This is a genomic window from Lachnoclostridium sp. An196 (genome assembly GCF_002160135.1).
Taxonomy (GTDB): Bacteria; Bacillota; Clostridia; order Lachnospirales; family Lachnospiraceae; genus Hominiventricola; species Hominiventricola avistercoris.
This window is the reverse complement of sequence record NZ_NFJZ01000002.1, coordinates 358663-372121: the sequence shown is the minus strand read 5'-3', so window position 1 is coordinate 372121 and position 13459 is coordinate 358663. Positions and strand designations below refer to the sequence as shown.

Below are 13459 nucleotides of genomic sequence, written 5' to 3'. Positions count from 1 at the left end.
TATATCTCTTTCATCAAATAAAGCAGATCACATATCTGCTTCTTCCATAGTCTACTCATCCAGCTTGTCCCCACAATGAGGACAGAATGCAGCTCCGCCGGCATGACCTAAAAATCGTCCGCAGTGTGGACAGCGGTTAAAAACGGCCAGAAAAATAATCGCCGCGAGCATCACAAAAATTGCAACGTAAATCAACCAAACAATCTTCAGCCAGCAGCCCAGTAAAATAAGAAAAATGCCCAGTATGGGGGAAATACCGCCTACAATGCGTACATGTTTTAATTGTATCTTTTTCATTTCCGAGTTTCCTCCTGAGTTTATCGTGTCTGGTAATGAGAAATCGCTAATCTTCTAACTCAAAATCATATTCGTTTACAAGGCCACGAATAAAGTTCTCAAAACTATCTGCTAAAGGAGTGATTTCGTAATCCCGTTCTTGATCGATATGCACTACTTTAGGTTCCCCTTGTGGGCCGCACGGCAACTTGTAGCCTAGTTCCTGCTCAACGCTGGCTATCAGTTCATCGGAAGGCGCTTCACTGACATATTCTTTCAGCGCATATGCACTGTCTTCCCAAAAATTCGCAAAATCAAATCCTTCAAACAATCTCTGCACACCTCCAAATAATAATCTACTTACTTCCAAGCCTGCAGTTCAACGAGTGCTGCATAATGCTTTATATCAAATTCTTCCGGCGCTATTTCGGAAAGCATTTTTAGGTGTTCAGATTCCCATTCTTTTAGTTTTTCTTTAGAAAGAGATGCGCCAACACCACGACAGGCCTTCATACGTCCATTCCATATTCTTTCGCAATTTGATTTACCCATTTGTGAAATTGCACAGCACGCTCTGAATTTCCATAGTACACCATTTATCGTCTAAGCGATTTTCTATGGCACTTGCATACTTCTTAATACTGTCGAAATGATTTTTAATATAATTTTTGCTCATTATAAGGCAAAAATATCTGATGTTATCAAGATATTCTTTTGCAAAATCATTTGCCCAATCAAAAGGGATATAACACCCTTCAATAATAAGGTTTTGCCTATTTTCTATGGCGGTTTTAATTATTTCGCGAACAATAGGCCATAGATACTCCGTGAGTTTGTCGTCATCTTCGGGTGTGAGTTTGGTATAACCGCTGCGAATTAAACCCATTTTCAAATGGTCTATCGATAAATAAGGATATTTGTACTTTTCAAGTAGTTTTTGAGCAAGCACAGTTTTACCTGTGTGTGACGCACCTGTTATTAAAATAATCATCATTTGCTCCTAATTCCGATTTGTCGCTCTGCTCAACTCCCCAATAAATGAGAATAATCCGCTTATCCCAACTGCGCCTTTAATTCTTGCAGCATAGCTCTGGAACTTTTTCTTGCTCCGGGATGGTTCATGCGGATCATTCTGCAATTACAGTCTGAGAGAAGCGAAGCCGCCGGCCACCAGGTACCGCAGGCAACTACTGTCTTTGGTTTCAAAATATCAACTTCTTTTTGTATGAGCTTTTTTGCAATGTCGGTATTTGCCAGCTTATAATATTCTTTGCCGATCTTATTTTTGCCTCTCACCTTATTTATATTTGTAAAGGCAATCGTGCCCAGCGCATCGACGGCTTTTTCTTTCAGATACGCAAGAGAATCTATGGGCACTTCAGGGTTCTGCAGAAGAAGTGCCCAACGGCCGATGTTGTACCACATATTCGGATGTTTTGAAATATGTCCCCGTCCTTGAATGCCATTCCGGGAAATATCACACAGCCATTCACGGAACAGGCAGCCATCCGCATAATCTTTATCGTCCCACCCGTTTGTCTCACGGCCTATAAATAAAACTCCATTCTCTGGATCATAACAGCGAATATCAATAATGCCGAACTCATTCATCCTGCAAGGGGCCGCCTCCTCAAACGCATCAGACCATGCGGAAAGGAAAGCCGGCGTATACTCGTCATATAAGGCCTTTAGTTTTGCATTGATCAGGGCATTATTCATTTTTTCTCCATTTTCCATTTTCTATAATAATAAACAGCTTGAAGAATAAATATGGCACTTAATATCACCCCGACAATACATGTAAGTAAATATGATTTGTATGTAATGTGGAGATAACATATCACTACTGCTAAAAGCGGCAGCAGCCAGAAAGTTCTGATAAATTTTCTTCTATTACTTAGATTCCAAAAACAAAAGGCAAAGCCCTCGTCTATTTTTTCCCCATTCTCCAGTAATTTTTCCAGGAGCAATGAAATAATCAATGAGACGATAATTGAAATCAAGAAAAATATCAATAAATAGCGCATAATACCTCCCTGTCAGCTTTAATAAATTTATTATATATTGCTGAGGGAATCCTGCAATCTCAATAATGTAAAAACAAAGTAAATTGTCAAAGCAAATTCATTATTCTTGCAACGTCAGGATCGTCCCATAATAGCTCTGCTAATTGAATATCTCCTTTCCGCCGCTTGGAAAAACCTATCTGGTTTGTCGTTAAGAAAAAATTCCTATCCATTCTTGCTCTCCCCGATGCTGAAACTTCCGGGATATTGTCCCATTACCTGTTCAAAAAACTCTATATCTGCATCTGATATGATATCTATGACCATCTCCGTGCCATAATGTTCGCTCCAGATATCACATAGATCATTTCTTACATGAATTGTAAAATACTTTGTCATCTTATTATATATACTCTTATCCGCGGGAGCTTCTGCCAATAATTTCCCAAGTAGTTCTTCTGTCACGGAACCTTTGACAGACACTTCATATCCATCAGCAACGACAGTTCCATATAAAGAGGCTTCCCCAATCTCGGCAGCTTCTTCCCGCCAACAGCGGATTTCAAATGTGTCGCCAGCTTTCACAAAATGTTCAATTATCTCTTTCCACCATTGTGACGACATGGAATTATCTATCATCTGAACGAAAAACTGCTTCATAAATCTTATCTCTCCACAACTATCGTTAACAAACACAGATCTTCTTTTCCGGTATTGATGATGCTGTGTTCCGGCCCTTTCCTGCGGATATGGCAGCAGACGGCAGTCAGATTTTCTTCCTGCCCGTCACAGACCGCTTTCCCTCATATACATTCTGTCAGTCATCTCTCCGAACACTTCATCCAAGGCAAACAGGACCGGAAAGCCTTCATTCGCGCCTTGCGCTCATTATACTCTATTTCCGTAATAAATACAGTAAAACTTCCGTCCAATTCCTGTTACAGAATCAGGCGGAAGGTTTGTACACACCCAAAATCATAGTGCAAGCTGCACACCCATCACGGTCAGACCAGCCCCGAATACCAGAAGGGAGACGACAAACAGCAGGCTGAAAACCAGCGGCAGAAGGCCGAAGATCATGCCGGATATGTCCGTTCCCGACGATTTCAGATAATATCTGCCGGAACGCCGGTCACGGTACAAGGGATAGTTTTTTCCGATCTTATATTTTTTCCTGGGCATTTCATCCAGGGAGACCCACCGGGCTTCCCCTTCCGCCCCCGGCACCGCAAACATGGGAAAATAACTGCTGCTGTCAGAGGTGCTCTGGCACACGCTGCCCACATACCTGCCCTCCACCTGTTCAAAAGAACCGGTTATGTATTTCAGCAGCCGCCAGGCCGGGGCAAGGACCGGTTTGAACATATGCGGCAGAAAATACCGAAGGCACAGGCATCCTGCCGCAAAGCAGGCACTCCCAAACGTCACATACAGGATCTCGCCCGCCATATTCGGCGATTCCACTGTAAACTCTTCAAGCAAAGACAGAAACCTTTCGCCCTGCGTAAGGAAAAGCACCGTATAAAACAGACAGACCGGAGCCAGCATGAATGCAAAGACCCAGTATGGACGCAGCTCCTTCTGCAGGATCCAGGCGCCTGTGTTGCGGTTGAAACGGATCGGTATCTTTTGGCCTATGTAACCAGGCGCGTCCATGATCCCATCATATTTTTTCGTCCGCTCACAGACCAGGCCCTCGCACATAAACTGGAACTTCACCTCCGTATAGGAGGAAGCGTCCGAAATGACGCCCGCGCTCTCCCTTGTTTCCTGATACTTGATATCCGTCACTACGGCGTTGGTCCTGACCGTACCATACCACTCCTTCGCACGCCGGAACCCGCTGACGCCCAGACACAGAAAAACGGCAAATAAAAGAAATGAAATCAAAACAACCCAGAAAACCGTCATCGCTCTTCTCCCTGTATAGAATCTGGTATCATTGTACCATATGTGTTTTCCCGCGCTATCTTTTCCATGTAAAATCTGGGTAAAGTTTATATTGAACTGCACGCAGACCGTAAAATGACAGACCTGTTTCTCAATCACCTGAAAGCAAAAAGAAAGCCCCGGAAACCAGCCGTTCCCAGGACTTTCTCATTATGATTCAAAAAAATCTCTTAGCATACACCCTGTGCAAGCATTGCGTTCGCCACTTTCTCGAAACCGGCGATATTTGCTCCGGCCACGTAGTTTCCTTCCATGCCGTAGCGTTTTGCAGCGTCGTCGATGTTGTGGTAGATGTTGACCATGATCTGCTCCAGCTTCGCATCCACTTCCTCGAAGGTCCAGCTCAGACGCTCGCTGTTCTGGGTCATTTCCAGAGCAGAGGTAGCTACGCCGCCTGCATTGGAAGCCTTACCGCAGATGAACAGCACGCCGTTCTTCTGAAGATACTCGGTCGCATCCAGAGTGGTCGGCATATTTGCGCCCTCGCATACAGCGATACAGCCGTTTGCAACGAGCTGTTTTGCATCCTCCAGAAGCAGCTCGTTCTGAGTTGCGCACGGAAGAGCGATGTCGCATTTGATCTGCCATACGCCGCGGCCCTCATGATACTGAGCGCTGGGTCTTGCAGCAGCATACTCGGTAAGACGCGCACGTTTTACCTCTTTTACCTCTTTCAGCAGTTCCACATCGATTCCTTCCGGATCGTAGATCCAGCCGGTAGAATCGGACACCGTCACAACTTTCGCGCCCATCTGCTGCGCTTTCTCGGTTGCGTAGATTGCCACGTTTCCGGATCCGGATACACAGCAGATCTTATCCTTCATATCCATGCCATGGCACTTCATCAGCTCGCGGGTGATGTACAGAAGTCCGTAGCCGGTAGCCTCCGTACGGGCCAGGGATCCGCCGTAGCTTAAACCTTTTCCGGTCAGCACGCCTTCATAGCTTCCGGTCAGTCTCTTATACTGTCCGAACATATAACCGATCTCACGGGCGCCGGTTCCGATATCGCCTGCCGGTACGTCCTTGTCTGCTCCGATGTATTTATAAAGTTCAGAAATGAAGCTCTGACAGAAAGCCATTACTTCGCGGTCAGATTTCCCCTTCGGGTCAAAATCAGAACCGCCTTTACCGCCGCCGATCGGAAGTCCGGTCAGGGAGTTTTTGAAGATCTGCTCAAATCCCAGGAACTTGATGATACCGATGTTTACCGACGGATGCAGGCGAAGTCCTCCCTTGTACGGTCCAATCGCATTGTTGAACTCTACGCGGTATCCGGTGTTCACCTGTACCTGTCCTTTGTCGTCCACCCACGGCACACGGAATTTGATCTGACGGTCCGGCTCTACCAGACGCTCCAACAGAGCCTCTCTCTTATACTGTTCTTCATTTGCCTCGATCACCGGACGCAGGGACTCCAGCACTTCTTCCACTGCCTGCAGGAACTCCGGTTCCGATGCGTTTTTCTCTTTTACTCTTGCGAGTACCTCATCAACATAACCCATTTTTCTCAATCTCCTCAGTTATTTTGTGTTTACGGATTTCAGCTTTTTATTTTAGTACGAATTTCCCGGATATGCAATATTTTTTGCATAAATACCCAAACTTCTTAAATTTTTTGGTACCGCGTGCAAATTCAGGAAATATATTGTCTCTTTTATACAACCGCACAGAGCGTTTCACCGCTCCGGATATCGTAATACAGCATGAGCCCGCTTCCCGAAAAATCATAAATATTCACCATATGTGACAGCTCCGCAAACTGTTCCGGCAGCGGGAGTGTTTTCGCATACTTCCGGAAAAACTCTTTTCGCAGCGCTTCATCCTCTCTGGTCACATGAAACAGAGCCGTGTAAAAGATCTCCGCCTCCACCAGATCCTGAAACATATGACTTCCGAAAGACAGTTCCGGCGCATACAGGGAGCCTTCTTCATCCATCTCCACAATCGCGCAGAAATGCGAGATCCCGGAAAATTTCACCGGGACTCCCAGTTCCGGAGAAGACGTCCCAATGCGTCCCGGCGCCATAAGCAGAATATTTTTCCCGCTGTCCCGGAAACTCAGATTTATGTCTGTCAGCATGGCCGCCACCGTAGCTTTGCGCGGATACGGATACGCATAGTAGGCCGCCGGATCGATATAAATCACCTGGTCAATCCGCTTTTTCTGCGGGATTCCCATGGATGCATGGCAGACGCGGAACAGCGTCTGATCTTCAGCCGCCGGCGGGATCTCTACCCGTGTCCGTTCGGAAAAAGTCTGCAGCGGGCGGCACTGGAGCAGGCAGATCACATACTCCTTCTTCTCATTGGAGTTGACGGTGAACTCAATATCCACCGGATAAGAGTACTCCTTCTGAAGCACCGCCAGGATCCTTCCCATGTCGGAGATAAACCGCGGGTCCTTCACATATCCCCGGCAGGTACCAAAACACACATCCCGCCGTCTGCCCTGGTCATAAAGACGGCGCTCCACTTCATAATCATGTTCCAGCACCAGATTATGGTACCAGTACGGGGTGCACGCCATGATCTCTTCCAGCGGTACTTCCGTCAGGCTGTTTTTCTCCAGATCGATCACATCCACTCTTCGCTGGGAGAACCGCACCTTTTCATCCATTGTGGTCAGATACGTATGCTCCGGCTGGTCGATGTGAATGATCCTGGGATAGTCCCGGTCCGTCCGGTCCACGGCACGGGTGCCCAGTCCCAGCACCATCCGGAGCATCCCTTTTTCCGGATCCATGTTCTGGCTCCATCCATAAGTGTCATAAGAATATCCGACTCCTGCCGCCGACGGGAACAGATATTTCCCGTGCAGAGATCCGGACACGCGCTGTACCAGAATCGCCATCTGCTCTTCCACACCGTCCAGCCCCCGGGTCTCCCTGTATTCCAGCGCAGACGGATCCACCGTGCTGGCATATACGATGCGCACCGCTTCCTCCAGTTTTTTCAGACGTTCTTCCCCGCTTCCCTGATTCGCGCAGAAAACCGACTCATATTTCCCGGCAAACGCATTTCCAAACCCATCCTCCAGGATGCTGCTGGACCGCACAATGATCGGCGCCTGGCCAAAATACTCCAGCATCCGCCGGAACTGTTCCCGGATGTTTTCCGGAAACACGCCTTTCATGATGCCCTCGGACAGCTGGTCGCTCAGACGGTAATAGCCGTCCTCGTCCTTCTGCGCGATGTGCAGGTCCCACAGGCCATTGTAAACCAGGTAGGTATAAAACACATGATCCCCGATGAAGAAGGAATCATGGGGCTCCAAACGCTCCGCAAGATCCGGCAGACATTTTTCCACAATGCTCCGCGCCAGCAGCATACCGCAAGATTTCCCGCCGATTTTCCCCGTGCCGATCATCCGTTTTTTTACCCGGAGATAATCTTCCAGCCGGTAAAATTTCTCAAACATCCGGCCGATCTGTTCGTCCTTCGTCATCATCATGCCGCAGAGCCGCCGGTAGGTCTCCGGATGATCCATCTCGCCTCGCTCTCTGGAACATTTCTGAAAATACCGCTCCCAGCTGTCCAGATTCTGGTCTTCCTCATTCAGGTACCGGCTGACCGCCGCATAATACCTGCTCATCCCCACAGCGTCGGTCAGTGTCCGGAACTCTCCGGTCTGCCGATCCGCCCTGTGGGGCAGGAACATCGTCGCAGAATACCGGTTCCATACTTTGACCGGGTGTAAATAAATATTTTCTTCATCCGAATATATGTCCAGAAACAGCTGCGTCGTCTCCTGAATCCTCGCCACTGCCTCATAGGAATGGTTTCCTCTCAGAAGCGGGAACATGGCTACCGTATCCAGCTGAAACAGAAACGGACAGGTCACCCGGAAAAAATTTCCCATCATCAGATCTGCCGCCCAGACCTCCTGCAGCTCCGACAGACAGTCAAATACGTAGAACGCGTCATATCCTTCCTTTTCAATGATCCGGTGTACCTTTACCGTAAACTGTTCAAATCCCTCTCCCGGGTCCAGGCAGTACCGTTTCGCATCCTCCTCTTTTACCAGCGGCGCATGTCCGGCAAAGCGAAAATAGATCAGATTGCGCCCGTCCTCTTTCGCCTGTCTCACATAGGGCTCCACAAAAAAACAGAATTCTTCCATCCTGCTGACCTGAAGCACCACATTATCACCCAGACGTATATAATCCAACGCCTGGTCCATCGCCGGGATCCCGGATTTTACCCTGTCAAATGCCGCCATACTGCCGTCCCCCTTGTTTTTCTTCTATTATAAAGGCCGAAAAAAGAGACGGCAACGCCGCCTCTCCTTCTTTTTAAAAAACATAAAATTTACGGTTCTCTCCGGTGCAGTCCTTCCCCGTCCAGTTCATAGACCGCCGTGCATACTTCCTGAATAAATTTTCGGTCGTGGGACACGCTGATGACCGCTCCCGGAAACGCGTTCAGTATCTTCCGGATCACCGGCGCGGACAGCGGCGAGAAATTGCGCGTGGGTTCATCCAGAACCAGCACGTCGCACGTCTGCATGGACAGTTTCAAAAGCAGAAGCTTGGCTTTCTGTCCGCCGGACAGCTCCCGGATCGGGCGGTCCATCTCATCCGCTGTATACTTCATACTCCCCAGGTAAGTACGGATCCGGTCCTGTTCCTCTTTCGCCCCGCTGACCGCCAGAAACTCCGCCGGCGTCTGTGACAGATCGAGCAGGTCTTCATAATTCTGCGGCATATAGCCCGCATGCAGATCCGTACGCGCCAGAAGCTGTTCTGCGATCTCTCTCAGCAGCGTGGACTTCCCGGCCCCGTTTTTCCCGATGATGCAGACCCTCTCCGGTCCCCGGACTTCCAGCCGGATATGGCGGGACAGCACGCGCCCTTCCACGGCCAGTTCCTGTTTTTCGTATTCCAGAACCCGCTTTCCGTTCGGCATCTGCATCTGTCCGCCCAGTTGGATAAACATGGCGTCTTCCGTATCCGGAAATTCGGTGAACGTCTCCGCTTCCTTGTCGAAACGTCTCTCCTGCGCTTTCACCGCACGCATTTTCTTTTTCATCAGATAACCGCTGTGCGGATCCTGGCGGCTGACCGACCGCAGTCCGTGTTCTACTTTCTGCTGGATCTGCCGAAAACGTTCCTGCTGTTTTGCATATTCCTTTCTCTCATTTTTCGCCTGCTGCTCCTGCTTCTCCAGGACCGTCAGCCTGCGCTCCACATATTCCCGATAACCGCTCCGCTGCACAGTCACTCTGGACACCGTCTTGCGCCGCACCTGCTCCATGTGAATGATCAGATTTGCAGTGCGCTCCAGCAGCACCTCGTCGTGGGAGATATAAAGCACCGGAACCCGGCTCTCCAGAATCAGTTTTTCCAGGAAATCCAGCGTAGGAAGGTCAAGATCGTTGGACGGCTCATCCAGGAGCAGCGCGTCCGGCCCGTCCAGAAGAATACAGGCAAGCTGCAGCTTTACCTTCTCGCCGCCGGACAGGCTGCCCATCTTCTGTTCTGAATAAAACAAACCCGGATCCAGGCCCATTTTTCCCGCCGTACGCGCCAGCTCTTTCGGCGAGCATTCCAGGAACCCCGGCCTTCCGGAACAGAATTCATAAACGCTCTGTTCCTTCTCTTCCGCTTCCAGCTCCTGCGGCAAATATCCCAGCTTCATCCCGTTTTTTGAGATGGTTCCTGTGAACTCTACATAACCTTCCGTCAGATGCTCGTCATAAATCAGCTTCAGCAGTGTGGACTTTCCGTTTCCTTCCTCCCCGATCAACGCCGCCCGGTCCCCCGGATTCAGGCAGAATGAAAAATCCCTCACCAGTTCCCGCAGGTCTTTTTTATGTGTAATCGTCAGATTTTGAATCTGTAACATCGAATCCCTCCCATCCGACTGTCCGCAAGGTTCCCATACAAAAACTGCTTCCGGATTCTGTCCCGGAAGCAGTCTGCGCGCAAAGAGCCGCCCTGTTCTCCGACCGCAAATGATCCGAAAACAGAGCAGACAAGGCGATACATCCGACATCCGGCAACAGAAACCCGGGGCTGTCTGCAGACAGTCCTGTAATCATGTTTCTGTTTACGCGAAATCCGGATTATCTCCTCATCTTTTCACCCTTTTCTCTTCATATTTACAGTGAAATTCTTCCCACCGCATCTTTCGCCACTATAACATAGTGCAGCTGATATGGCAAGTCGGTTTCTGAAATTTTTCAGAATCTTCTTGACCTGTACGCAGCGTACACGTATATACTGAACTCATAATCAGAAAAGGAGGCACCATACATGTTGATCAACGAAGTCATCCGGCAGGTGGATCTGACCCGCCGCGCGGTCAAATTTTATGAGGAAAAGGGACTTATAAAGCCGTCCAAGGACTCCAACGGATACCGCAACTATACAGAAGAAGATATACAGCGCCTGAAAGAAATCTCCGTCTACCGGAAACTGGGGATCAGCATCCCCGATATCAAACGAATTCTGGAAGGGAAAGAAGAAAAACTCCTGGAAAATATCTATGAAAGTAAAAAAGCGTCTCTTCAGACAGAGACGAAAGAACTGGATGCACTGAAAGCATTTATCGAAGGCCATGACATAGAAGCTGCTTACCAGGAGGTGGACTATCAGACCATCGGTCAGGCCATGCTGGATATGGTCCCCGGTTATTACGGTTACTATTTTATGCAGCATTTCCAGCCCTATCTGCAGATCCGGATCTCCACGCCCGAACAGCAGGAAGCATACCGGACGATTCTGGACTTCTGGGACCAGACCCGGCTTCATCCCCCGCTTTTTATGACGCTTATGACATGGCCCATGTACCGTCTGACTCCCAGGCCGGCGCTGGATCAGATGATTCGGAAGATGGACGATCAGATCCGGATGTATCTGAATCCCACTGCGGAAGAATATGCCGCGCTGAAGAAAAAAACACTGCAGAATGTCCGTCTGAAAACCGGCCCCATGAAATATCATCCGGCGTTCATCGCGCAGAGACGGTTTATGAAGCGCCTGAAGGACTGCGGATATTACGACATCTTTATACCCGCCATGGTGGAACTGTCTCCAAAATACAGAGAATATCGAGAAGCTCTTATGAGCCTGAATGACCGGATCTGCCAGGATTTAGGATTGTATTATGATTCCAATTATAATCTTATATTGAAAAAAAAGAACTGACTGTTACATCAGATATTTTTCTTCCAGACGAGCCATAGGTTTGTTAAACCTTTTCGTGATAAGTCCTACGCAGAGAGCTGCTGCGATGGTCCCTTCCCGTACTCCTTCCAGATGGCCCAGCAAAAGCAGCCCGATCAGTATGGAGATACAGACAAGGGTCAAATCAAATATAACTTTCATATCGCCAAATTTAACCGGCAGCACTTTACAGACCGCCAACACCACGCCTTCTCCGGCATTGGTGATCAGGCGGGCTGTGATCTCCATACTCACGCCGAAAGCAAGCAGTACAATCCCTGCAATACAAAGCGCCCATTGTTCAAGATAGTTATTGCAGGGAATTATCCGAAGGACAACTCCTCCCACATCGATCATTATTCCAAACAGAAAAGATGCAGGAATCTGGAGCAGCTGGAACCAATCAAACCGCTTTCTCAGGATAAGAATCTGAATCAGCACAAACACACAGTTCATAATGACTGTGGTTGTTCCCACTGAAAGGCCGGAAATCGTTCCGGTTACAAAAGGTACGCTGGAAATGGGTGAAGTCCCCAGTGCCGCCTTAATGGAAAACGCCACGCCAATAGCCATAACCGACAAACCGGCACATAAGAGAACGATGCGTGCCAGTATGTGATTCAGATTTTTTTGTTCTTTCATAATTTATGTCCTCCTCAAGATGTGTGATCTGAAATCGCATTGTTCACTTTTATCAAAAGTTCTTTAAGCATCTCCTGCTCCTCCTCTGTCAGCACAGCCGCAACAGGTTCTTCAGCCTGTCGGAAAATAAGTTCCGTTTGCCGGGCCGCCTCTTTACCTTTATCTGTAAGGGACACAAAAAGGGAGCGGCGGTTTCCTTCATGCTGTCTGCGGACAATCAGACCGGCTTTCTCCATCCGCAGAAGAATACTCCCGGCTGTCGCCTGCTCGATTTCACAATAAGAGGCAATCGTTTTTTGATCTGCCTCTTCATGAACCCGTAAAAAATCCAGCACTTTCGGCTGCCCTGCCGTAAGTCCGATTTTTGCCGCTTCCGCCAGAATCTTCCTGGAAAGCATTAAATGCGATTTCATCAATAAATAATGCAGACTCTCCATAGAAATAAACTACCTCACTATAAGAATTCTTATAATAACAATGCTTATTATATAAGTTTTTCTACACCTGTCAAGAATCATTTCATGGGAAGATACTTTTCAGATACAAAACCTTCATAAAATTTAAGAAACAAAATAGCTCTTACTGGTGTACAATAGACCTGACTCACAAGAAAAAGAAAAGGAACGCCCTCTATGAAACAAAGGAAAAGACATGCAGGAAGAACCAGAAAAGATAAAAGACGGCAGAGGATTATCCGCGCATGGACGGCCAGAATTTTCTTCTTGTCCGTGTCGCTTTTAATAATCTGTGCAATAGCGCAAAGCGTGATTCTCATCAGTCGGAAATTTCAGGAAGAAGAACCTGTATTTGCCGGCGCTTCCCGCATTTTATCGGATACAGGCTCCTCCGACACTCTGACAGTTGTAGTGGATGCCGGGCATGGCGGCAAAGACCAGGGAACCAACTCGCAGGACATTTTGGAAAAAGATGTGAATTTGTCTGTGGCCAGGCTTCTCGCCAAAAATCTGGAAAAAGCCGGCGCACAGGTGATTATGACCAGAACAGCCGATACCTATATAGGGCTGGAAGAACGGGCTCAACTGGCAAATGATGCAAAAGCAGACCTTTTTATCAGCGTCCACTGCAATTATTGCGAAGACGACGCTTCCGTACAGGGTCTGGAATGCTATTACAGCAAAGACAGTACAGGCGGCCAGATCCTGGCAGAAACTATCTCCGATCAGATGGATACTATAGATCAGACAGTCAGCCGCGGCGCCAGGACGGCCGACTACCGGGTCCTTCTCCGCACAGAAATGCCCGCTGTCCTGATCGAACTGGGATACTTTTCCAACTCATCAGAGTGCAGGAAACTGGCTACTTCCGAATATCAGTCCCTGCTTGCGGAAAATATTGCGGAAGCGGTCATGAATGAACAGACCATCGCCGCGGCGGTTACAGACATGCCGCAGTGAT

At 48.3% G+C, this 13459-nt stretch carries 13 protein-coding genes and 1 pseudogene; 2 read left to right on the top strand and 12 right to left on the bottom strand.

What is annotated here, in order from left to right; all coding sequences use genetic code 11:
• Positions 1-51: 51 nt before the first annotated feature.
• From B5F29_RS04250 to B5F29_RS04190, 10 genes and pseudogenes are all read right to left on the bottom strand, one after another.
• Positions 52-297, bottom strand: coding sequence for a hypothetical protein (locus B5F29_RS04250; RefSeq protein ID WP_087153419.1), 246 nt, complete (start codon positions 295-297; stop codon positions 52-54).
• Between the two features lie 70 nt (positions 298-367).
• Positions 368-604: pseudogene (locus tag B5F29_RS04245) on the bottom strand (hypothetical protein); the annotation flags it as partial.
• A gap of 32 nt (positions 605-636) precedes the next feature.
• Positions 637-828: a hypothetical protein gene (locus tag B5F29_RS04240; RefSeq protein WP_206414167.1), complete on the bottom strand. Its 192-nt coding sequence runs from the start codon at positions 826-828 to the stop codon at positions 637-639.
• A complete protein-coding gene (locus B5F29_RS04235; RefSeq protein ID WP_242955575.1) occupies positions 821-1267 on the bottom strand; it encodes a zeta toxin family protein in 447 nt (148 codons plus the stop codon). The genes B5F29_RS04240 and B5F29_RS04235 overlap by 8 nt, the downstream gene beginning before the upstream one ends.
• A gap of 62 nt (positions 1268-1329) precedes the next feature.
• A complete protein-coding gene (locus tag B5F29_RS04230) occupies positions 1330-1995 on the bottom strand; it encodes a hypothetical protein (protein ID WP_087153417.1) in 666 nt (221 codons plus the stop codon).
• Between the two features lie 512 nt (positions 1996-2507).
• The gene (locus B5F29_RS04215) at positions 2508-2978 is read right to left on the bottom strand and encodes a hypothetical protein (RefSeq protein ID WP_162608361.1); all 471 of its coding nucleotides are present in this window, start codon (positions 2976-2978) and stop codon (positions 2508-2510) included.
• Between the two features lie 279 nt (positions 2979-3257).
• Positions 3258-4193 (bottom strand): hypothetical protein, encoded by a 936-nt coding sequence (locus B5F29_RS04205; protein ID WP_087153414.1) that lies wholly within the window; start codon positions 4191-4193, stop codon positions 3258-3260.
• Positions 4194-4402: 209 nt separating this feature from the next.
• Positions 4403-5737 carry an NADP-specific glutamate dehydrogenase gene (gene gdhA / locus B5F29_RS04200; RefSeq protein ID WP_087153413.1) on the bottom strand — a complete coding sequence of 445 codons (1335 nt, stop codon included), beginning with the start codon at positions 5735-5737 and terminating at the stop codon, positions 4403-4405.
• Between the two features lie 152 nt (positions 5738-5889).
• The gene (locus tag B5F29_RS04195; RefSeq protein ID WP_087153412.1) at positions 5890-8454 is read right to left on the bottom strand and encodes a PEP/pyruvate-binding domain-containing protein; all 2565 of its coding nucleotides are present in this window, start codon (positions 8452-8454) and stop codon (positions 5890-5892) included.
• A gap of 89 nt (positions 8455-8543) precedes the next feature.
• Entirely contained in the window at positions 8544-10079 is a 1536-nt protein-coding gene (locus B5F29_RS04190) for an ATP-binding cassette domain-containing protein (RefSeq protein ID WP_087153411.1), read from the bottom strand.
• Between the two features lie 410 nt (positions 10080-10489).
• On the opposite strand from B5F29_RS04190, the gene B5F29_RS04185 reads away from it, so the two are divergent.
• The gene (locus B5F29_RS04185) at positions 10490-11383 is read left to right on the top strand and encodes a MerR family transcriptional regulator (RefSeq protein ID WP_087153410.1); all 894 of its coding nucleotides are present in this window, start codon (positions 10490-10492) and stop codon (positions 11381-11383) included.
• 3 nt (positions 11384-11386) lie between these two features.
• Here the strand turns inward: B5F29_RS04185 and B5F29_RS04180 are convergent, their stop codons facing one another.
• Both B5F29_RS04180 and B5F29_RS04175 read right to left on the bottom strand, forming a co-directional pair.
• Entirely contained in the window at positions 11387-12043 is a 657-nt protein-coding gene (locus B5F29_RS04180) for a YczE/YyaS/YitT family protein (RefSeq protein WP_087153409.1), read from the bottom strand.
• 14 nt (positions 12044-12057) lie between these two features.
• Positions 12058-12480: a MarR family winged helix-turn-helix transcriptional regulator gene (locus B5F29_RS04175; protein ID WP_206414166.1), complete on the bottom strand. Its 423-nt coding sequence runs from the start codon at positions 12478-12480 to the stop codon at positions 12058-12060.
• Between the two features lie 195 nt (positions 12481-12675).
• Here B5F29_RS04175 and B5F29_RS04170 point away from each other — a divergent pair, with 195 nt between their 5' ends.
• Positions 12676-13458 (top strand): N-acetylmuramoyl-L-alanine amidase family protein, encoded by a 783-nt coding sequence (locus B5F29_RS04170; protein WP_087153408.1) that lies wholly within the window; start codon positions 12676-12678, stop codon positions 13456-13458.
• Position 13459 lies beyond the last annotated feature (1 nt).

Excerpts from the sequence above, each read along its gene's own strand:
- B5F29_RS04250 (WP_087153419.1), bottom strand. The coding sequence starts at position 297 with ATGAAAAAGATACAATTAAAACATGTACGCATTGTAGGCGGTATTTCC.
- B5F29_RS04240 (WP_206414167.1), bottom strand. The coding sequence starts at position 828 with ATGGGTAAATCAAATTGCGAAAGAATATGGAATGGACGTATGAAGGCC.
- B5F29_RS04235 (WP_242955575.1), bottom strand. The coding sequence starts at position 1,267 with ATGATTATTTTAATAACAGGTGCGTCACACACAGGTAAAACTGTGCTT.
- B5F29_RS04230 (WP_087153417.1), bottom strand. The coding sequence starts at position 1,995 with ATGAATAATGCCCTGATCAATGCAAAACTAAAGGCCTTATATGACGAG.
- B5F29_RS04205 (WP_087153414.1), bottom strand. The coding sequence starts at position 4,193 with ATGACGGTTTTCTGGGTTGTTTTGATTTCATTTCTTTTATTTGCCGTT.
- gdhA (WP_087153413.1), bottom strand. The coding sequence starts at position 5,737 with ATGGGTTATGTTGATGAGGTACTCGCAAGAGTAAAAGAGAAAAACGCA.
- B5F29_RS04195 (WP_087153412.1), bottom strand. The coding sequence starts at position 8,454 with ATGGCGGCATTTGACAGGGTAAAATCCGGGATCCCGGCGATGGACCAG.
- B5F29_RS04190 (WP_087153411.1), bottom strand. The coding sequence starts at position 10,079 with ATGTTACAGATTCAAAATCTGACGATTACACATAAAAAAGACCTGCGG.
- B5F29_RS04185 (WP_087153410.1), top strand. The coding sequence starts at position 10,490 with ATGTTGATCAACGAAGTCATCCGGCAGGTGGATCTGACCCGCCGCGCG.
- B5F29_RS04180 (WP_087153409.1), bottom strand. The coding sequence starts at position 12,043 with ATGAAAGAACAAAAAAATCTGAATCACATACTGGCACGCATCGTTCTC.
- B5F29_RS04175 (WP_206414166.1), bottom strand. The coding sequence starts at position 12,480 with ATGGAGAGTCTGCATTATTTATTGATGAAATCGCATTTAATGCTTTCC.
- B5F29_RS04170 (WP_087153408.1), top strand. The coding sequence starts at position 12,676 with ATGAAACAAAGGAAAAGACATGCAGGAAGAACCAGAAAAGATAAAAGA.